The organism is Arthrobacter melezitosi (assembly GCF_054511055.1).
Map to the genome: position 1 here is coordinate 1 of NZ_JBTNDJ010000022.1, position 18,840 is coordinate 18,840.

Annotated in this window: 21 protein-coding genes and 4 tRNA genes; 11 read left to right on the forward strand and 14 right to left on the reverse strand. The window is 69.9% G+C overall.

Going from position 1 to position 18,840, the window contains the following annotated elements; all coding sequences use genetic code 11:
• Positions 1-114 precede the first annotated feature (114 nt).
• Both msrB and ACX80W_RS15420 read right to left on the reverse strand, forming a co-directional pair.
• On the reverse strand, positions 115-540 hold the full coding sequence (gene msrB / locus ACX80W_RS15415; protein WP_459284818.1) for a peptide-methionine (R)-S-oxide reductase MsrB: 426 nt from the start codon (positions 538-540) through the stop codon (positions 115-117).
• A 14-nt stretch (positions 541-554) separates the two neighbouring features.
• Complete coding sequence (locus ACX80W_RS15420; RefSeq protein WP_459284820.1) at positions 555-1,043, reverse strand: hypothetical protein; 489 nt, start codon at positions 1,041-1,043, stop codon at positions 555-557.
• Between the two features lie 142 nt (positions 1,044-1,185).
• Between ACX80W_RS15420 and ACX80W_RS15425 the strand changes: the two genes are divergently transcribed.
• On the forward strand, positions 1,186-2,451 hold the full coding sequence (locus ACX80W_RS15425) for an alpha/beta hydrolase family protein (protein ID WP_459284822.1): 1,266 nt from the start codon (positions 1,186-1,188) through the stop codon (positions 2,449-2,451).
• Here ACX80W_RS15425 and ACX80W_RS15430 read toward each other — a convergent pair.
• Both ACX80W_RS15430 and ACX80W_RS15435 read right to left on the reverse strand, forming a co-directional pair.
• Positions 2,432-2,872 carry a SufE family protein gene (locus tag ACX80W_RS15430; RefSeq protein WP_459284824.1) on the reverse strand — a complete coding sequence of 147 codons (441 nt, stop codon included), beginning with the start codon at positions 2,870-2,872 and terminating at the stop codon, positions 2,432-2,434. The genes ACX80W_RS15425 and ACX80W_RS15430 overlap by 20 nt on opposite strands.
• Positions 2,869-3,786, reverse strand: coding sequence for a sulfurtransferase (locus ACX80W_RS15435; protein WP_459284826.1), 918 nt, complete (start codon positions 3,784-3,786; stop codon positions 2,869-2,871). The genes ACX80W_RS15430 and ACX80W_RS15435 overlap by 4 nt, the downstream gene beginning before the upstream one ends.
• Before the next feature lie 164 nt (positions 3,787-3,950).
• Here ACX80W_RS15435 and zapE point away from each other — a divergent pair, with 164 nt between their 5' ends.
• Positions 3,951-4,988 carry a cell division protein ZapE gene (gene zapE / locus ACX80W_RS15440; RefSeq protein ID WP_459284828.1) on the forward strand — a complete coding sequence of 346 codons (1,038 nt, stop codon included), beginning with the start codon at positions 3,951-3,953 and terminating at the stop codon, positions 4,986-4,988.
• Between the two features lie 64 nt (positions 4,989-5,052).
• On the opposite strand, the gene ACX80W_RS15445 is transcribed toward zapE, so the two are convergent.
• The 8 genes from ACX80W_RS15445 to ACX80W_RS15480 all read right to left on the reverse strand — a co-directional run bounded on the left by ACX80W_RS15445 (position 5,053) and on the right by ACX80W_RS15480 (position 8,956).
• Positions 5,053-5,310 carry an antitoxin gene (locus tag ACX80W_RS15445; RefSeq protein WP_459284830.1) on the reverse strand — a complete coding sequence of 86 codons (258 nt, stop codon included), beginning with the start codon at positions 5,308-5,310 and terminating at the stop codon, positions 5,053-5,055.
• Positions 5,311-5,632: 322 nt separating this feature from the next.
• Positions 5,633-5,709, reverse strand: a tRNA-Gly gene (locus tag ACX80W_RS15450).
• A 241-nt stretch (positions 5,710-5,950) separates the two neighbouring features.
• Positions 5,951-6,673 (reverse strand): hypothetical protein, encoded by a 723-nt coding sequence (locus tag ACX80W_RS15455; RefSeq protein ID WP_459284832.1) that lies wholly within the window; start codon positions 6,671-6,673, stop codon positions 5,951-5,953.
• Complete coding sequence (locus tag ACX80W_RS15460) at positions 6,670-7,632, reverse strand: enoyl-CoA hydratase/isomerase family protein (RefSeq protein ID WP_459284834.1); 963 nt, start codon at positions 7,630-7,632, stop codon at positions 6,670-6,672. Before ACX80W_RS15460 ends, ACX80W_RS15455 begins: the two co-directional genes overlap by 4 nt.
• A gap of 128 nt (positions 7,633-7,760) precedes the next feature.
• Positions 7,761-8,468, reverse strand: coding sequence for an SDR family NAD(P)-dependent oxidoreductase (locus ACX80W_RS15465; protein ID WP_459284836.1), 708 nt, complete (start codon positions 8,466-8,468; stop codon positions 7,761-7,763).
• 188 nt (positions 8,469-8,656) lie between these two features.
• A tRNA-Val gene (locus tag ACX80W_RS15470) sits at positions 8,657-8,731 on the reverse strand.
• A gap of 26 nt (positions 8,732-8,757) precedes the next feature.
• Positions 8,758-8,831, reverse strand: a tRNA-Cys gene (locus ACX80W_RS15475).
• Positions 8,832-8,882: 51 nt separating this feature from the next.
• Positions 8,883-8,956 (reverse strand) — tRNA-Gly (locus tag ACX80W_RS15480).
• 162 nt (positions 8,957-9,118) lie between these two features.
• Between ACX80W_RS15480 and ACX80W_RS15485 the strand changes: the two genes are divergently transcribed.
• The 5 genes from ACX80W_RS15485 (at position 9,119) to rpe (ending at position 14,208) form a co-directional block, all read left to right on the forward strand.
• Positions 9,119-10,063 (forward strand): cytochrome, encoded by a 945-nt coding sequence (locus ACX80W_RS15485; protein ID WP_459284838.1) that lies wholly within the window; start codon positions 9,119-9,121, stop codon positions 10,061-10,063.
• A 264-nt stretch (positions 10,064-10,327) separates the two neighbouring features.
• The gene (gene def / locus ACX80W_RS15490; RefSeq protein WP_459284840.1) at positions 10,328-10,954 is read left to right on the forward strand and encodes a peptide deformylase; all 627 of its coding nucleotides are present in this window, start codon (positions 10,328-10,330) and stop codon (positions 10,952-10,954) included.
• Positions 10,951-11,901: a methionyl-tRNA formyltransferase gene (gene fmt, locus ACX80W_RS15495; RefSeq protein ID WP_459284842.1), complete on the forward strand. Its 951-nt coding sequence runs from the start codon at positions 10,951-10,953 to the stop codon at positions 11,899-11,901. The genes def and fmt overlap by 4 nt, the downstream gene beginning before the upstream one ends.
• Positions 11,894-13,480, forward strand: coding sequence for an RsmB/NOP family class I SAM-dependent RNA methyltransferase (locus ACX80W_RS15500; RefSeq protein WP_459284844.1), 1,587 nt, complete (start codon positions 11,894-11,896; stop codon positions 13,478-13,480). The genes fmt and ACX80W_RS15500 overlap by 8 nt, the downstream gene beginning before the upstream one ends.
• 56 nt (positions 13,481-13,536) lie before the next feature.
• Positions 13,537-14,208 carry a ribulose-phosphate 3-epimerase gene (rpe, locus tag ACX80W_RS15505; protein WP_459284846.1) on the forward strand — a complete coding sequence of 224 codons (672 nt, stop codon included), beginning with the start codon at positions 13,537-13,539 and terminating at the stop codon, positions 14,206-14,208.
• A gap of 106 nt (positions 14,209-14,314) precedes the next feature.
• On the opposite strand, the gene ACX80W_RS15510 is transcribed toward rpe, so the two are convergent.
• Complete coding sequence (locus ACX80W_RS15510) at positions 14,315-14,971, reverse strand: acVLRF1 family peptidyl-tRNA hydrolase (protein ID WP_459284848.1); 657 nt, start codon at positions 14,969-14,971, stop codon at positions 14,315-14,317.
• Positions 14,972-15,150: 179 nt separating this feature from the next.
• On the opposite strand from ACX80W_RS15510, the gene ACX80W_RS15515 reads away from it, so the two are divergent.
• Positions 15,151-16,434, forward strand: a complete 1,284-nt coding sequence (locus tag ACX80W_RS15515; protein ID WP_459284886.1) for a replication-associated recombination protein A — start codon at positions 15,151-15,153, stop codon at positions 16,432-16,434.
• 45 nt (positions 16,435-16,479) lie between these two features.
• Here the strand turns inward: ACX80W_RS15515 and ACX80W_RS15520 are convergent, their stop codons facing one another.
• Positions 16,480-17,061, reverse strand: coding sequence for a GNAT family N-acetyltransferase (locus tag ACX80W_RS15520; protein ID WP_459284850.1), 582 nt, complete (start codon positions 17,059-17,061; stop codon positions 16,480-16,482).
• Between the two features lie 303 nt (positions 17,062-17,364).
• On the opposite strand from ACX80W_RS15520, the gene rpsD reads away from it, so the two are divergent.
• From rpsD to ACX80W_RS15535, 3 genes are all read left to right on the forward strand, one after another.
• Positions 17,365-17,991 carry a 30S ribosomal protein S4 gene (gene rpsD / locus ACX80W_RS15525; protein WP_120165419.1) on the forward strand — a complete coding sequence of 209 codons (627 nt, stop codon included), beginning with the start codon at positions 17,365-17,367 and terminating at the stop codon, positions 17,989-17,991.
• A gap of 142 nt (positions 17,992-18,133) precedes the next feature.
• The gene (locus tag ACX80W_RS15530) at positions 18,134-18,508 is read left to right on the forward strand and encodes a DUF948 domain-containing protein (protein WP_459284853.1); all 375 of its coding nucleotides are present in this window, start codon (positions 18,134-18,136) and stop codon (positions 18,506-18,508) included.
• 70 nt (positions 18,509-18,578) lie between these two features.
• Positions 18,579-18,827 (forward strand): DUF6167 family protein, encoded by a 249-nt coding sequence (locus ACX80W_RS15535; RefSeq protein ID WP_459284855.1) that lies wholly within the window; start codon positions 18,579-18,581, stop codon positions 18,825-18,827.
• The last annotated feature ends 13 nt before the right edge of the window (positions 18,828-18,840 follow it).

The following is an 18,840-nucleotide window of genomic DNA, read 5'->3' on the forward strand; positions in this document are numbered from 1 at the left end:
CCTCCTCTCTCCCTCTCCCCCTTTTTAGTAAGAGAACCAGCCCCTTTATCCTCGCTCGGGGGTGCGCCCCCCCCCCGGGCCTCTTGGGTCAATCGGGCCGGTTGGCCGGCGCTGTTACTCGGTCGGAACGAGCTTCATCGAAATGGAGTTGATGCAGAACCGCTGGTCGGTCGGGGTTGAGAAACCCTCACCCTCGAACACGTGGCCCATGTGGGAATCGCACCGCGCGCAGCGGACCTCGATGCGCTCCATGCCCATGCTCCGGTCGCGGATGTACCGGACCTTGTCTTCGGCGAGCGGAGCCCAGAAGGACGGCCAGCCGCACTGGGAGTCGAACTTCTCGTTGCTGGTGAAGAGTTCCTGTCCGCAGGCCCGGCACTGGTAGACACCGGCGGTGTGGGAATCGGTGTATTCGCCGGTCCAGGGGCGTTCGGTGCCGGCCTGGCGCAGCACGCGGAATTCTTCGGGGGTCAGTTCCTTGCGCCACTCGTCGTCGGTCTTGAGGATTTCCGGCTGGGCGGCATTTTCTGATGTCGTCATGCTATTGGCAACGCTCACGAGTCCCCAATAAATCCCGATCCGGAGTAGAGGTGCAGCACAGGGATGCCCAGATGGCTCTGCGCCCGGTTAGCCCAGTCGGTATGCAGGGTGTCCGCGACGGCGTGCGGGCGGGTGATCACGACCGCCTGTGCGGCGTTCTCATCGGCGGCGGCGCGCACGAACTCCTCAACGGCGTTGTCGCCGACGGTGTAGCCGCGTGCGTTCAACCCCGAGGCGGCGGCCCTCCGCAGCGAGGCCTCCAGGGCATCGCTGGCCGTCTGCCCGGGGCTGCGGTCGGAGTCCTTGCCCGCGACGTCCCGGAACGCCTGGGCGAACTCCAGCATGCTCAGGTGGTGGAAGAACTCCCCGACGATGCTCTTGTTCCGGTCGGCGGGGACGAGAATGATGAACTCGGCCTCCTCCTCGCCCTGTAGTGTCCTCAGGTTCGTCACGTCGGCGTCCTGCAGGGCTTCCTCGGTCAGCACCAGAATGGTTGGGTTCATACCGCCAACAGTAGACCCGGCCCGGCGGGGACGGGAGGCGCACCACCAGGGCCGTGCCCCGGCGGCCGGAATCCCGGAAGGCGCGACGCACCGCCTCCGCCCAAATTGCCCGCTGCGCGCCGGAACAGGTGAGAATGGCCGTATGGCAATCCCACCAGCACCACAGGCCTCCGCGTCCGCCCCCTGGGTGAAATGGACGGCGCTCGGCGTCGGCGTGGGCGCGCTGGTGACCTCGTCCGCGGCCACCGCCGCATCGGCGCTCGCCGCCTACTTCGCGCGCCGGGTGGTGACCCCGGCCAGGACCCGGGAGGAGAACCTCGAGATCCTCGCGGTCACCGGGGCCGGCCGCGACCAGCGCGTCATCCTGCCGGCGAACGAGGACACCACGGTGGAGGGCACCTACAGCCTGTACTTCGACCGGGGGGCCGGCCACGCCCGGATCGGTGCGATCCGTTCGTACAGTCCCCGCGAGGGCACGGTGGAGCGCGACGTCGAGGAGGTGTACGCCGGGGACCTGCGCACGGCCCGGCGCGGCTGGTGGAGCGGAAGCGTCTACCCGACGCCGTCCGGCCTGGGGTTCGCCGACGAGGAGGTCCAGGTGCCGGTGGACGGCGGGGTGGCTCCGGCGTGGCTGATCCGCGCCGAGGCGCCGGCCGAGACGTGGGCCATCATGATCCACGGCAGGGGCGCCCAGCGCACCGAGGCGCTGCGGGCGGTGCGCACCGCGCGCGGCCTTGGCCTGACCAGCCTCGTCATCTCGTACCGGAACGACGGCGACGCACCGTTCGCCCCCGACGGCCGCTACGGCCTCGGCGCCACCGAGTGGCGCGACGTCGAGGCGGCGATCGACTACGCCATCGCCGCCGGAGCCCAGGAGGTGGTGCTGTTCGGCTGGTCCATGGGAGGCGCCATCGCCCTGCAGACCGCCGACCTCTCGCGCCACCGCCGGCGCATCGGCGCCCTGGTGCTCGACGGGCCGGTGGTGAACTGGATCGAGGTGCTCGCCTACCATGCGCAGCTGAACCGGATTCCGGCACCGGTGGGCCGGCTCGGCCAGTGGCTGCTCGCCAACGACGCCGCGAAGCGGATCACCGGCCTCGCCGCACCCCTGGACCTGAAGAGCATGGACTGGATCTCCCGCGCCGACCAGCTGACCATCCCGACGCTCATCCTGCACAGCGAGGACGACGAGTTCGTTCCGGTCGCCCCGTCGGTGGAACTCGCCGAACGGAACCCGGCCTTCGTCACCTTCGAGCGGTTCCACCGGGCGCGCCACACCAAGGAGTGGAACGTTGACCCGGCACGGTGGGAGGACACTGTCTCACGCTGGCTCGACCGGGTGCTGCACCAGCGTACGCTCCCCGGCGGCCGGCATCCCGGCGCGGGGGCTAGGCCGCAGTCTCCCTGATCTGCCGCTTGATCCGGCCCAGCATCGCGCTCATGCCGCGCATGCGCAGCGGCGTGATGGCGCGCGTCAGGCCCAACCGGTCCGGCACGTCGTCCGGAACCGCGAGGATCTCCGCGGCGGGCAACCCGTTCAGGCCTTCCATCAGGACTCCGGCGAAGCCCCGCGTCGTCGGGGCCTCCGGGGGAGCGGAGAAGAACAGGCTCACCCGGCGCTCGGGGTCCCCGCCGACCTCGAGGGTCAGGAAGACAGGGCTTTGGCACTCCACGACCTGCTCGAGCAGTTCGGGGTGCTCCCGCAGGCGCTCCGGCAGCTCCGGCAGCTCGCGGGAGAAATCCAGGAGCAGCTGGAGGCGGTCCGGCTCGGTGAGGTCCTGGAAGTCGTCGATGATCCCGGCCAGCTGGGCCGGCAGCGCCGCGCTCACCGCCGGGCCCCCATGGTGACGGCCGGCGCCTCGCCGCGCTCGGGACCGCGGGCGATCGGCACGCGCACCGCGTTGCCCCACTCGGTCCACGATCCGTCGTAGTTGCGGACCCGGTCAAAGCCCAGCAGGTGGGTCAGGACGAACCAGGTGTGGCTTGAGCGCTCGCCGATCCGGCAGTACGCCACCACGTCGTCGCCCTCCTTCAGGCCGGCCTCGCCGAGGTAGATCGCCTCGAGCTCCTCCCGGGTGCGGAAGGTGCCGTCCTCGGCGGCGGCGCGGCCCCAGGGGATGGAGGCCGCCGTCGGGATGTGGCCCCCGCGCATCGCGCCCTCTTCGGGGTAGGCGGGCATGTGGGTGCGGGCGCCGGTGTATTCCTCCGGGGAGCGCACGTCGATCAGTGGGTTGCCGAAGTGCTCGAGCACGTCGCCGAGGTAGGCGCGCACGCGGGGATCGTTCCGCTCGATCACCGGGTAGTCCGCTGCCGGAACGGCGGTCGGCTCCGTGGTCAGCGGCCGCCCCTCGGCGATCCACTTGTCACGGCCGCCGTCGAGCAGCCGGACGTCCTCGTGGCCGAACAACTCGAAGACCCAGAGGGCGTAGGCGGCCCACCAGTTGCTCTTGTCTCCGTAGATGACCACCGTGGTGTCGCGGGAGATGCCCTTGGCGGACATGACCCGCGCGAAGGCCTCGCCGTCGACCAGGTCGCGGCGCACTTCGTCGTTGAGCTCGGTGTGCCAGTCGATCTTCACCGACCCGGGGATGTGCCCGGTCTCGTAGAGCAGGATGTCCTCATCGGATTCAAGGACCACAAGTCCGTCCGCGCCGAGGTGTTCGGCGAGCCACGCGGTGGTGACGAGTCGGCCGGGGTGGGCGTAACCGACGAATTTTTCGGAAGGATCTGTTTCAAGCGGCATGAAATCGCTTTCTGCTGGGGGCGGCTTCTCTCTCTTAGCGTAACCACGCCCGGCGGCAATTGCTTCCGCCGGGTGCGGGCCCGGTGCCGTAATGTTGCCTACCGGGCGCGCCGTCGCGCCCGCCATCGAAACCCTCGGCCGGCAAGAGAAAGCACCCCAGATCCGTGGCATCCGTAGAGCACCTGACCGACCGCGCGCCGAAAGTCTCAGTCGAGGAGCTCCTCGACGGGTTCTACCCCTCGCCCCGCTTCAAGGACGTCTCGTTCTCCAGCTACCGCCCTGACCCGCAGCAGCCCTCGCAGTCGGCCGCCGTGAAGGGTCTGCGCGCCTTCGCGGCGAGCGTCGACGAGCCGGAGCCCAGCGGACTGCGGAAGCTCTTTGGCGCCCGCAAGGCGCCCTCCCGTGCGGGGATCTACCTCGACGGGGGTTTCGGCGTCGGGAAGACCCACCTGCTGGCCTCGCTCTGGCACGCGACGAAGGGCCCCAAGGCCTTCGGAACATTCGTCGAATACACGAACCTGTGCGGGGTGCTCTCCTTCCGCAAGACCGTCGATTCGCTCAGCGGCTACAACCTGGTCTGCATCGACGAGTTCGAGCTCGACGATCCGGGCGACACGGTCATGATGTCCCGGTTGATGCGCGAACTGGCGGACGCCGGCGTCAAGCTGGCGGCCACCTCCAACACCCTGCCCGGGTCCCTGGGTGAGGGACGGTTCGCGGCCGTCGACTTCCAGCGCGAAATCCAGGTGCTCGCCGACCAGTTCGACGTGCTGCGGATCGACGGCGAGGACTACCGCCACCGCGGCCTGCCGCAGCCGCCGGCGCCGCTGTCCGAGTCGGGCCTGCGCGACCACGTCCGCAACTACTCCGGCAACGGCGGGGTGCTGGCGGAAGACGACTTCGGCGACCTCATCCACCACCTCGCCGGGGTGCATCCCAGCAAGTACCGCCAGCTTCTCGACGGGGTCGAGGCCGTCGCCTGGCACCGCGTCTCGACGATCACCGAGCAGTCGGTGGCCCTGCGGTTCGTGGTGCTGGCCGACCGCCTCTATGACCGCGACGTGCCGATCTTCGCCAGCGGGGTGTCCTTCGACAAGCTGTTCACCGACGAGATGATGCACGGCGGCTACATGAAGAAGTACTACCGGGCCGTCTCACGCCTGACCGCCCTGGCCCGCCAGGGGGTACCGGAGCCCAGGTAAGTCCGGCTTAAACAAAAGCGCCGGCTCCGCCTCACGGCGGGACCGGCGCTCCTTTTGTCGTGCTTTAAAGCGATGAGGCCGGAGGAGGTGTAGGTCCGGTCGTGCCGCCGCGCTTCTCGCGCTCGATCTTGTCGACCATCGCCGAGGCCTTCGACTGCACCCCGCGGATGCGCCCGGAGTACTTGCCGCCGGTCCTGCCGTCGACAAGGTGGCCGGCCTTGTTGATGCCAGCCTTGACCTTCTCCGAGTTGGCGCCGATCAGTCCGGTCGCCTTGTCCTTCAACCCACCGGCCTTGCCTTTGAGCCCGTCAAAAACAGACACAGGCACCTCCTTTCCTACCCGGGAACCTGGTGTTCCCTTCGTCACAATCCTAGTGCACCCGATGCCGGATCGTCTGGGGGCGGTTCCCGGCCGGCGAAGCGCCGCGGGCGGGTCGGACGGGTTTTCGGGGCGAGTGCGCACATCACCACCCTTTGGGCGGGGTTTGGGGTGGTGAGCTGCAGTTTCGCGGGGGAGGCTGCGCGGGTTCGCCCGCGTTGGCTGCGTCGAGTGCGCACATCACCACCCTTTGGGCGGGGTTTGCGGTGGTGAGCTGCCGTTTCGCGGGGGGAGGGTGCGTGGGGCGGGCCGGCACGACCATCAGTGGAGCGGACGACGGGATTCGAACCCGCGACATCCACCTTGGCAAGGTGGTGCTCTAGCCAGCTGAGCTACGTCCGCGAAAGGGCGTCCCGACGGGGGGCCCCGGTATGAAGTGCATCGGGTCGACGGCGGTTCCGGAGGTGGAATTTCTTCCAGGTTTCGCGGAACCGGCGGCGGGCGATGCCTTCGCTCAACAATATCGCCTAGCGAAGACGGGAGCCAAATCCACGGCCGGACCGCGGCGGGGGAGCGGGTCGGATGGCCCGGCCACGGCGGGCGGTCGGCCGGAGGGGAGGATCGCCCCCCTCCGGCCGTGGGGTCACGAAATCCTGATGTCGCTCAGGTCGATTTCGATCGGGATCCACGAAAGATCGGGAGTCCGGTCCTCATTACGGATGTGGATGTGCCGCTTGGTGGGAACAACAAGGCCGTCGACCTCGGCCTCATCCCGGATGTAGTGGGCAACGGGAGTGGCGCCGTTGACCGCGGGCTCGTAGTCCATCCGGCGCAGGCGGCCGGCCGCGTTGAAGTAGTAGAGCTGCGTCGTGCTGTGGGTGTCGATTGAGGAAGGGAAGGTGACGCTCAGTACGCGCCAGGTCTCGCCGTTCTCCTCCCAGGGCTCGACTTCCTGGGTGTCGACGCCGGGCCAGGCGAAGAGGTAGGGCTCCACGAGGTAGTGCCACGTGGCGTAGCTGCGGAAGTAGGCGATCTGGGCAAGGGACCACTGGGTCTCGGGGGTGTAGCCCTCGAAGCTGGCGCGGGGGTTGTTCAGTTCTTCGATAAGCGTGCCGTCGGCGGCGGTAACCGTGACGCGGTCCGTCTTCTTGTCGTACTCGACGACGCGGCCGGTGCCCTCCTGGGTGTGGCGGGTGCGCTCCTCCTGCAGGGACGCCTCCACGAGGTCGGTGCCGACGACGTCGGGCTGGCCCTTGAACTCCCAGAAAGGGCCCCCGTAGGTGATCCGGGCGGTGGAGGTGGTGAGGTTCTTCCAGCGGTCGAGGCCGCCATTGGCTGCCACCACCTGCTCAAGCAGTGTGTTCATCGTTCTACCCCTAATTCAGGACCTGTCGTTGTGAGAGCTATCAACCCCGGGTCTGGGGTTGTAATTCCCCGTCGGAGCCCACCGGAATCGAGCGGGCCTGGGGTTCGGATCGTGTTGGGGCGCCTCCATGTCACTCGTCCAGCGGTGCTCCGACGTGGCGTCCGAGCTCCAAGTTCGACCCCGTCGGCCTGCTGCAGGCCCCGGGCGAACAGGCTGTGGATCAGCGGCTGGCTCACGGGCCGGCCTGCGGTCGCGAAGAACGCCTCAAGGCCTGGTGCGAATTCCTGATCCTCCGGCAGCGTCGCCTCATCGACAAGCGCCTTCGTCCGGGCCACGGCCGTCTTGTCGAATCCGGCGATGCGGCGGGCAAGCGCATCCACCTCGGCCTCGATCGTCGCATCGCTGATGACCCGGTTGACATAGCCGTATGCAGCGGCGGCCTCGGCACCGACGTCAGCGGCTCCGAGGAGGATCTCCAGGGCCCGGCCACGCCCGACGAGGTGCCCAAGTCGCGCCATTGGGCCTCCCCCCGGCACGGCGCCGATACCCACTTCAAAATGGCCCAGCACCGCGCGCTCCGATGCGAACCGCATGTCGGTGGCAAGGACGAACTCGCTGCCGGCTCCACGCGCCCGTCCGCGGATGACGGAAATGGTCGCCGCGGGGAGTCTGCTGAGGCGGATGAAATTGGCGAGGTACGGGTGAAGGCCCGTCGGCCCCGGTGCCATGTTCGCCACCCTGGCCTTGTCGCTGAGGAGGTCCCAGTGCGCCATGAGGAAACCGGGGTTGTCGCTGCGGAAGACAATCACTCGAAGTTCGGGATCCTGCTCGGCGGTGTTGAGCAGGAGGGCGAGTTCGTCGATCGAATCCGGGTCGAAGAGGTTGACTGGGCCATTGGCGAAGGTCACCCGCCAGTAGGAGGGAGAGACGACGTCCACGTTGAACTGTTGCGTCATCATGGGCTGAAGCTGCCTCCTGGGTCCGCAGGACCGAAAAGATGTGGTGGTTGCTGCTTCGCGGGAGGGAAGAACGCTTCATTTTTCCCTCGCCGGGGTGGGGGCGGCGGAGACGCCCCCCCCGTCCGGGTCTAGTTTCCCGCGCTCTGGCCGCCGTCGACGTGGAGGAATTCACCGGTGACGAATGGGGCCTGCTCGAGGTAGAGCACGCCGTGCACGACGTCGTCGATGGTTCCCATCCGCCCGACGGGATGAAGTGCCGCATAGGTGTCATGCGTCTCCTCCGAATGCAGCGGCGTCTTGATGATGCCGGGTGATACTGCATTTACCCGCACCCCACGGGCTCCGTATTCGATCGCGAGCGACTTCACGACGGAAGCCAGACCGCCCTTGGTCAACGAGGCGAGGGCGGAAGGGACGTTCGAGTTGGCATTCTCCACCAGGGTGGTTGTCACGTTCACGACGTGCCCGGAGCCCTGCTCAGCCATGTGCGCGATCGCTTTCTGGCTGATGTGGAAGAAGCCGCCCAGGTTCACGCGCAGGGCGTTGTCGTAGTCCTCCTGGGTGTAGTCCACAAAGGGCTTCGCAATAAAGATGCCCGCATTGTTCACGAGCGTGTCGACGCGGCCGAACCGCTCAATGGCCGTGGCAAGAACGCGCTCAGCGACCTCGGGTGACGAGATGTCTCCGGCAACGGTGGCAAGATCGCTGTCCTCGGACGGAGCAATGGAGCGGGAGTTGGCTACAACTGCATACCCAAGATTGCGGTATCCCTCGACGAGGCCCGCTCCGATGCCCTGCGATGCGCCGGTGATGACGGCGACTTTACGTGATTCCATGGTTTCCATCCCTAACTAGACAGTCGGTCGACTACCTACTCGAACAGTTATAGCCGACCGGTCAGTTAATTGCAAGGGGGTGGATGCTGCATCCGGTCCGGGCCACTGGGGGAGGCGGTCGGATGCCGGCGCCAGGGCCGCTTAATGGCCCAATGACAAAAGACCCCCGGTTTCCCGGGGGTCTTTCTTGGTGGGCGATACTGGGATCGAACCAGTGACCTCTTCCGTGTCAGGGAAGCGCGCTACCGCTGCGCCAATCGCCCATTTTACTGCTGTGCAATTCACCTACTGGAGGTGGGGACGGGATTCGAACCCGCGTGCACGGCTTTGCAGGCCGCTGCCTAGCCACTCGGCCACCCCACCGCTATCCAACAAACAGACAGCCGGATGAACCCGGCCATGCAGTGACTTGCGAGCGGACGACGGGATTCGAACCCGCGACATCCACCTTGGCAAGGTGGTGCTCTAGCCAGCTGAGCTACGTCCGCAGAAAGAAAATTTCCGACACCGAAACCCTTGAGTTCCTCGTGTTTTTCTGTTTTCCAACGAGAAAAAACTCTATAGGACTATTCGGGGTTCGTCCAATCCGGCGCGTCTTCGGCTTCACCGCGCGGCGCGGGAGTGTCACCGGAGGGTGACAGACTTAAGCCATGACTGAACCGCTGCTCGCCCATTCCACGCCCTACGGACGGATGTATGCGAGGTCGACGTCGGACCAGCCCACGGTCCCGTCGATCACGACCGTCATCGCCCAGGCGCCATCATCCCTTGGCGGCTGGTTCGGACACATGGCCGCGAACGCGCTGGCCGCCGACCCGCGCCTTCCCGGGTCCCTGGGCAAGCCCGCCGAGCTGAAGCAGGCCATCCGCGACGCCGCCCAGGCCGCGGAGCGTTACCGCGACGACGCGGCGCTGCGCGGCACCCGGGTCCACAACTACTGCGAGCAGGTGGCGCTGCGCGCCCTCGGGCGGCCGCACACGCTCGACGCCGCGCGTCTGGCGCTCGTGGAGAACGGCGAGGAAGGCTTCGCGGCCCGTTTCGATGAGTGGTGGGAACTCTACGACGTCCGGCCGATCGCCCCGGAGCTCACCGTGTGGAACACCGAGCTCGGCTATGCCGGGACCCTCGACCTGGTCGCCACGATCGGCGGGCGGCTGTGCCTGATCGACTACAAGACGAAGAACACCGACCGCGACGGCTTCGTCAAGGGCCTTGATGACAAGGTGGTCATGCAGCTGGTCGCCGGGATGAAGGCGCAGGAGAGCCTCGTGGACCCCGCCAAGGGCGAATGGGAACCGTGGAAGTACGGCGATCAGCCGCTGCTGCTCGGAGTCGCCGTCGGCCAGACGGAGGTCCGCGCCCTCCGCGCCAACCCCGAGGTGCTGAAGGAGCACTGGTTTCGATTCTGCGCGCTGCGCCGTGCGTGGGAAGCCGGCCGGAACGCCGAAACGGCCGGGCGGGCGTTGCTTCCCATCGGCCCACCACCCGGTCCTGCTGCGGCGCCGGGGATGGCGGCACGTCCGGCCGCCGACTCCCGGGAACCGGTGTCCGGTGTTCCGGAAGCGCCGTCCTCCGTCGCAGCGTCCGGCTTCTAGCGTCCCCCTCCAGTGGCCACCGGCGTCTTCTCACGCCGGCGCATGGCGAACGGCCGTGCCCGGACCCCGCCGGGGTGGCCGCAGAGGGCAGGAACCGGGCGCGCGGGGAGGTCGGGCGGCGGGCGTTCTAGAATGGCTCGAAGGCTTTGAACGTCGAAGTCCGGGGTCCGCGCATGCCGCCGGGCCGCCGCAGCGCCCAGCCGGGCCTGCCGCCGCGCTCCTCAAGTCCGCGCCCTCCAACCAGGTGAAGGAATTCGAAACCAGATGGCTGTACTGAGTGTCCGGATCATCGGCGACCCCATCCTGCGCACGCCCGCCGCAAAGGTCACGAATTTTGGTCCCGAGCTCGAGAAGCTCGTGGCGGACATGGCCGAAACGATGATCGATGTGCAGGGCGTGGGCCTCGCGGCCCCCCAGATCGGTGTGGGCCTGCAGGTCTTCACCTACCGCATCGACGGATTCGAGGGCCACATCGTGAACCCGGTGCTTGAGGTCGGGGAGGAACTTCAGGGTGGCGCCGCCGTCGAAGGGTGCCTTTCAGTTCCCGGGCTGGGGAACTTCCTGGACCGCGCCGAGTGGGCGAGGGTCCGGGGCCAGGACGCCAGGGGGAATCCGGTCGAGGTGGAGGGCACCGGGATGCTGGCGCGGTGCCTCCAGCACGAGACGGACCACCTGCGCGGCACGCTGTACATCGACAGGCTCAGGGGCGAGGAAAAGAAGGCCGCGATGCGTGCGATCCGCAGCGCCGACTACAACAGCGTCGCCGGCCAGACAGCGGCCCACCGCGCCAAGACGCTCGGTTCAAGCTTCATCAGCGCATCCGCCGCCGCACCCGGAGCCGGTCCGGCCGGCGCACCGGCCCGCGGGGAACGGCAGGGTCAAAGGCGATGAGGATCCTGTTCGCGGGCACGCCCGCCGTCGCCGTCCCCGCACTCGATATCCTCTCGGACGCCGGTTTCGAGATCGCCGCGGTGCTCACCCGTGTCGATGCGCCGGTGGGCCGGAAGAAGACCCTTACCCCGAGTCCCGTGGCCGCCCGGGCGCAGGAGCTGGGGCTGCCGCTGATCAAGGCGAACCGGTTCACCGACGAGGTGGTCGCGCAGCTGGCCGCGCTGAACCTCGACGCCGCGGCGATCGTTGCCTACGGGGGCCTCGTCCCGCCGCAGGCGCTCGGGATTCCCCGGCACGGCTGGATCAACCTCCACTTTTCGCTGCTGCCGGCCTGGCGCGGTGCCGCCCCCGTGCAGCACGCGGTGCTGCACGGCGACGACATCACCGGTGCGACAACGTTCCTCCTTGAACGCGGTCTGGACACCGGCCCGGTCTTTGGAACCGTGACCGAAGCGCTTGCACCGTCGGACACCAGCGGCGAGGTCCTGGACCGGCTTGCGGCCAGCGGCGCCGTCCTGCTCGCGCAGACCCTCACGGCGCTCGAGAAAGGCACGGTGGAGGCCGTCCCGCAGCAGGGCGAGGTCAGCCTTGCCCCCAAGCTGACCATCGACGACGCCCGGATCGACTGGACGCAGCCGGCCGTCGCCGTCCGGCGGCGGATCAATGCAGTGACCCCCGAGCCGGGCGCCTGGACGCTCCTCGCGGGGCAGCGCGTGAAGATCGCACCGGTGCGCCCGGCGGGCGGCGGGGCAGCGGGCGCGGGGCCTGAAAACCCGGAGGGCCTTCCTCCCGGCCGGATCGAACTGAGGGGCGACGGCGTGCACGTGGGCACGGGATCGGAGCCCGTGGTGCTCGACCGCCTCCAGCCCGCCGGCAAGACCATGATGGATGCCCGGGACTGGGCGAGGGGCGCCTCGGCGCGCGGAGAGTTGGTTTTCGATGTCTGATACCCCAGGAGCAGGCCAGCGGCCGGGCCAGCGCCCGCGGCGCAATGAAAAGGGCAGGGAGCGCAACCGCTCCGGCGAGCGGAAGTACTCGCAGGCCGCGCCGTCGCAGCGGACGAGGAAGGCCGACCCGGCGCGCCTCGTCGCCTTCGAGGTGCTCCGGGCGGTGGCCGCGGAGGACGCCTACGCGAACCTCGTCCTGCCCGCGAGCATCCGCAAGCACCGCCTCGACCGGCGCGACGCCGGGTTCGCCACCGAGCTCGCCTACGGTGCCCTGCGCGGGCAGGGGACGTACGACGCGGTGCTGGCCCGCTGCGTCGACCGGCCACTGGCCCAGCTCGATCCGGCGGTGCTGGACGCCCTGCGCCTCGGTGCCCACCAGCTGCTGGGCATGCGGGTGCCCGCCCACGCCGCGCTCGATCAGACGGTCGGACTCGTCCGCGCCGTCATCGGCGCCGGCCCCGCCTCCCTCGTCAACGCCGTCCTGCGGAAGGTGGCCGCCCGCGACCTCGCCTCCTGGGTCGGGGAATTGACCTCCGGCCAGACCGACGGGGTCAAGATCGCCTCCCTGACGCACAGCCACCCGGAGTGGATCGTCCGCGCGCTCCGGCAGTCGCTGGTCGCCCACGGGCGCTCCGTCGAGGAGATCGACGAACTGCTCGAGGCCGACAACGCCGCCCCGGTGGTCAACCTCGTTGCCCTTCCCGGTCTCGGCTCCCTCGACGAAGCACTGGCCGAGGGCGCCGAGCCGGGCCGCCTGGCCGAAGGCTCGGCCTACTTCGCCGGCGGCGACGTGGGCCGGCTGGCCGGGGTCCGCGAAGGCACGCTCCGCGTCCAGGACGCGGGCTCCCAGCTCGTCGCCCGCGCCCTCGCCGCCGTCGACCTGCTTCCGGCGCCCGCCGGCCCGGGTGCCGCGCTGGCGGACGGAACCGGAGCGGCGCCGGAGGGGGCGCCCGCCGGCGGTGCCGAGCGGTGGCTCGACCTGTGCGCCGGGCCCGGTGGTAAATCCGCGCTCCTCGCCGCCCTGGGCCGCTCCGTGCCGGCGAGCCTCGTGGCCAACGAGCCGGTGCCGCACCGGGCGCAGCTCGTGCGCCAGGCGCTCCGCCCCGTGGACGGGAACGCCTGGACGGTGCGCGTTGGTGATGGCAGGGAACTCGGGCAGGAGGAGTCTGGAAGTTTCGACCGCGTCCTTGTCGATGCGCCCTGCACCGGGCTCGGTGCGCTGCGGCGCCGGCCCGAAGCGCGTTGGCGGCGCAAGCCCGCCGACCTCGTGGAGCTGGCCCCGCTGCAGCGCAGCCTGCTGGAGTCGGCACTCGAGGCCGTGCGCCCGGGCGGCGTCGTCGCCTATGTCACCTGCTCACCGCACCATGCCGAGACCCTCGCCGTCGTCGAGGATGCCCTGCGCCGGCGGCCGGACATGGAACTGCTCGATTCCGGTGCCGCCCTGGACGCCGTCAGCATCGGCGGGCCGCTGGGTTCCGGCCGGCCCGCCCCCTCGGGGACGGGGTCCACGGCGCAGCTCTGGCCCCACCTTCACGGCACCGATGCCATGTTCCTGGCCCTGATCCGCAAACCGATCTGACGTCCCATCCGGGACGGAGCGCTTCGTCCCGCCACCTCCAACCGCAAAGGACACCCATGGGAGCCTGCCGCATCAACCCGAGCATTCTTTCAGCCGACTTCGTGAACCTCGAGCGTGAACTCGGACGCATCGGCGCCGCCGATGCCGTCCATGTGGACGTGATGGACAACCATTTCGTCCCCAACCTGACGCTGGGGCAGCCGGTCGTGAAGCGCATCCAGGAGGTCAGCGGGCTCCCGCTCGATGTGCACCTGATGATCGAGGACGCCGACCGGTGGGCACCCGCGTACGCGGAACTGGGCGCCGCGTCGGTCACGTTCCATGCCGAAGCCGCCGCCGCCCCGGTGCGGCTGGCCCGCGAGCTGCGGGCCGGCGGCTCGCAGGCAGGCATGGCCCTGCGCCCGGCCACGTCGGTCGAGCCATACCTGGACATGCTCGGAGAGCTCGACATGCTCCTGATCATGACCGTCGAGCCCGGGTTCGGCGGCCAGTCCTTCCTGGACCTGACCCTGCCGAAGATCCGCCGGGCGGCCGAGGCCGTGCGCGGCGGGTCGCTGCCCCTGGCGATCCAGGTCGACGGCGGCATCACCGAGGAGACCATCCTGCGCGCCGCCGAGGCCGGGGCCACCGTGTTCGTCGCCGGATCCTCGGTCTACGGCGCGGAGGACCCGGGACAGGCCATCGACAGCCTCCGCCGGGCCGCCGAAGCGGCCGCCGCCGGCCGGTGACCACCTGCCGGGAGGGTCTGCCGACCATCTGCCGGTGACTACCTGCAGGAATCGCCGTCGCCCCGGATCCGCGTGTTTTTCCCCACCGAGCGGTCCCGCAGGCGCCCTACCTGGGAGCGGACGCCGGGGGGTCGGTGATGGTGATGCGCACCGACATCGCCTCCGCCGCTGCCCGCTGCAGCACGGCCAGGCGCGGGTCGGGGACCGCAGTGAATGGGAGCCGGGGAAGGTGGGCGTACCCGGCCACGGCCGGGTGGGTGAGCACCTCCAGGGCCAGGGTGCGGTCGCCGCCCAACTGCACGCAGTCGATGGGGTGGGCGGAAAAGACCGCCGAGGCCTGTTCCGCCGCGGACTGGACCAGGGATGAGGCCTGGTTCGCCCGGCGCCGGGCGAACCGCTGCTGGGACCAGCCGCCCGCCGCCGTCCGCGACTGGACATAACGCGTGCCGGTCTTGGAGGCGAGCAGCCGACCGCTGCGGGCCACCCCCACCGAGTAGCCGCCCCGGCGGACCAGGATCAGGGCAACCGTGCGCGGTTCACGGGCCGCGGCGGTGAGGGCCTCCACCGGCGGCGCCTGCGCGGCCTCCGGGGACGGGGGAAGCGGCGGGACCAGGACGGCCCGGCACCCGTTCGGGGCGTGCAGGGTCAGCGTTCCACCGGGGGAGTCCGCTTCGAGGGTGTATCCGCCGTTGCGCTGGGCAAACCTCTCCAGCCAGCCGGCGAGGCGCTCGGCGGTCACGAGGACGGTTCGTGGCTCTGCCATTGGGTCCTCCGCTCCGCCCCGGCCATCCGCCGGCGTCAGTGCTACACAGTAGCCTTGGCAGTGTGAATGATCTATTCAGCGCCGCCGCCGAGGAAGAGGAAGACGACCTTCCCGGGCCTGCGCCGTCGGCCGGTGCGGGCGGTGTCCTCCAGCGGCCGCGGAGCCCCCTGGCGGTCCGGATGCGTCCGCGGTCCCTCGACGAGGTCGTCGGCCAGCAGCACCTGCTCGGCCCCGGGTCGCCCCTGCGCACGCTGGCCGGTGACGCAGCCTCCGGCGGGCCCGCCGGGCCCTCGTCGGTGGTGCTGTGGGGGCCGCCCGGCACCGGAAAGACCACCCTGGCGCACGTCGTCGCGCGCGGCCAGGGCCGGCAGTTCGTCGAGCTCTCCGCGATCACGGCCGGCGTAAAGGACGTCCGCCGGGTGATGGAGGAGGCCCTGACCGCCCGTGACCTCCACCGCCGCACCACCATCCTGTTCCTCGATGAGATCCATCGGTTCAACAAGGCCCAGCAGGACGCGCTGCTGCCCGGAGTGGAGAACCGGTGGGTCGTCCTGATCGCAGCGACCACCGAGAACCCCTCGTTCTCGGTGGTGGCGCCCCTGCTCTCGCGGTCGCTGCTGCAGACCCTGAGGCCGCTGACCGAAGCCGATATCGCCGGACTGCTGGAGCGCGCCGTCGAGGACGAACGCGGCCTGGGCGGGACCGTCCGCCTGAGCCCGGAGGCCCTCGAGCACCTCGTGCGGCTCGCCGCGGGCGACGCGCGCCGGGGCCTCACCGCCCTCGAGGCCGCGGCCGGGGTCGCCCAGTCCGGCGCTGCCGGCGGCCCGGTCGTCGTGGAACTCCAGCACGCCGAGAAGGCCCTCGACGTCGCCGCACTGCGCTACGACCGGGCCGGGGACCAGCACTACGACGTCGCCAGCGCCTTCATCAAGTCGCTGCGGGGCTCCGACGTCGACGCGTCACTTCACTACCTCGCACGGATGCTCGAGGCGGGGGAGGACCCGCGCTTCGTCGCCCGCAGGATCATGATCTCCGCGTCCGAGGACGTCGGGATGGCCGATCCGACGGCGCTGCAGACGGCGGTGGCCGCGGCGCAGGCGGTGCAGCTCGTCGGGATGCCCGAGGCGCGGATCATCCTCGCCGAGGCGGTTGTCCACATCGCCACGGCTCCGAAATCCAACGCGGCGTACAACGGCATCAATGCGGCCATCGCCGACGTGCGGGCCGGGCGGGGGCAGGGGATTCCCGCCCACCTGCGCGACGCCCACTATCCCGGGGCCTCCCAGCTCGGCCACGGCAAGGGCTACGTCTACTCCCACGACGAACCGCACGGCATCGCCCACCAGCAGTACGCGCCCGACGACCTCGTGGGCAGGGACTACTACGTCCCCACCGACCGGGGAGCCGAGCGGGACATCGGCACCCGCCTCGGCCGGCTGCGCAGGATCCTGCGGGGCAGGTAGGCCTGGGCGCCTCCGCATCCCTGGGGCCGGGCTGCACCGGGCCGCTCAGGCGGGACTGCGGCGCATCAGCACGCGTGGGAACCCGTTGGAGACCGAGGTCGTATCGGCGGCCTTCGTGAAGCCGGCCCGCTCGAACAGCGCCCGGGTGCCGACATAGGCCATCGTGGTGTCGACCCTCCGCCCGCCGTTGTCCACCGGGTAGCCCTCGACGGCGGGCGCCCCGTGGTCCCGGGCATGCTCCACGGCGCCCTGCAGCAGCGCCGCGGCCACGCCCTTGCCGCGGTGCCCGCCCCGGACCCGGAAGCACCACACGCTCCAGACCGGCTGGTCATCGAGGTGCGGGATGCGGGTGCTGTGCGCAAAGGAGTGGAGTTCGGCCCGGGGCGCCACGCCGCACCAGCCCACCACGGTGTCGCCGTCGTAGGCCAGGATCCCGGGCGGGATGGCCCGGCCGCAGAGCTCCTCGACGCGTGCGGCGCGCTCCCGGCCGGTCAGGGCCCGGTTCTCCCGGGAGGGCAGCCGGTAGGTCAGGCACCAGCAGACCGGCGAATCGGGGTTCCGCGGCCCAAGCAGCACCGCGACGTCCCCGAACCGGTCCGCGGTGGCCGGACGGATCTCGTACTCCATACGGGTAACCTAACCCCGCCGCGCGCGGTGGGCCACCGGGCGCCGCGCCGGACGCCGGCGGGGGCGGTGCGCCATCCGAAGGCCGGCGGACTGCTAGGATTGTGGGTTGACTGGCAAGTAGCGCCGTGTCCGCGCCCTTTCCCTCGATTTTCGAAGGCGGAGGAGCGTGCGCGGAGCTGACTGTAGTACCGGGAAGCGGCCAATCCCGGCTCTCCGCACAAGGAGGCCAGCAACACAAAGAAAGTGCCGCGCACCGAACCGGTGCGCCAGGCTCTTTGCCGCAGAAACAGATGAAAGGTAAACGTGGCTAACAACACACGTGCCCGCCGGAAGGTCCGCATTTCGCGTGCCCTCGGCATCGCTTTGACCCCGAAGGCCGAGAAGTACCTCGAGCGTCGCCCGTACGCTCCCGGCCAGCACGGACGCGCCCGCCGCAAGCAGGACAGCGACTACGCCGTACGCCTGCGCGAAAAGCAGCGTCTGCGCGCCCAGTACGGTATCCGCGAAGCGCAGATGACCCGCGTCTTCGAAGAAGCGCGCCGCACCTCGGGCCTGACCGGTGAGAACCTCATCGAGCTGCTCGAAATGCGTCTCGACGCCCTCGTGCTCCGTGCCGGCTTCGCCCGCACGATCGCCCAGGCCCGCCAGCTCGTCGTCCACCGCCACATCATGGTCGACGGCGCCCGCGTGGACCGCCCGTCGTTCCGCGTTGCGGAGGGGCAGCTCATCCACGTTCACAGCCGCAGCGAGACCATGGTCCCGCTTCAGGTTGCAGCAGCCGGCGCCCACCGCGACGTCCTGCCGGCCGTCCCGGGCTACCTCGACGTCTCGCTCGAGAAGCTCCAGGCCCGCCTGGTGCGCCGCCCCAAGCGCTCCGAGGTCCCCGTGACCTGCGAAGAGCAGCTCGTGGTGGAGTACTACGCCCGCTAGTCCGCGTGCCGGCGGCCCGTCCGCCGGTCCCGGATGGCAGCCTCACCCAATAGCCCGCGGCTCCGGCCGCGGGCTATTGGGTACGGCCCCCAAAACTTCAGCCGCCCGCGAGGCGGTTACCTGCGTACGAAGGAGACCGTCCATGTCCGGTGGAGATATTGCCGGCCTCATTGCAGCCGGCGTGTTTGCCGTCCTGGTCGCATTGCTGGCTGTGCCCGTGCTGAAGCTCGGGAAGGTGTTCGACGAGCTGCGCACCGCGATCCGCACCGTGACCGACGAGACGACGCCGCTGATCACCGAGGTGACCAGCACCGTGAGCACCACCCACCAGCAGCTGAAGACCGTCGACGGCATCACCTCCAATGTGTCCGACGCCTCCGCGAACCTGTCCGCGCTGTCCTCCCTGGTCGCCGCGACGCTCGGAGCCCCGCTGATCAAGGTCGCGGCGTTCTCCTACGGCGTCCGCAGCGCCTTCGCCGGCCGGAAGACATCGGCCGGGCGGCGCCGCAGCCGCTGAGCCACCCCCTTCCGGGACCGCGGTCCCGGATCACCAGACACCGCCGTCAGCACTCGACGAGGAGGATCCCATGATCAGAAGAGCCCTATGGATGGCAGCGGGAGTGGCCATCGGTGTTCTCGCAGTACGCAAGGTCACCGCCGCGAAGGCAGCGCTGGGGCCGGCCGGCCTCAACCGCGCCGTTGGGCAGGCCTCGGACAATCTCGCCGGATTCGCCGACGCCTTTCGCTCCGGGATGCGCGAGCGCGAGGCGGACCTCCGCTCGGCGCTCGGCGTCGAGCAGCCGGTTCCCCCGGCCCCCGCAGCAACGCACCGCTGACCGGGCCGGAGCG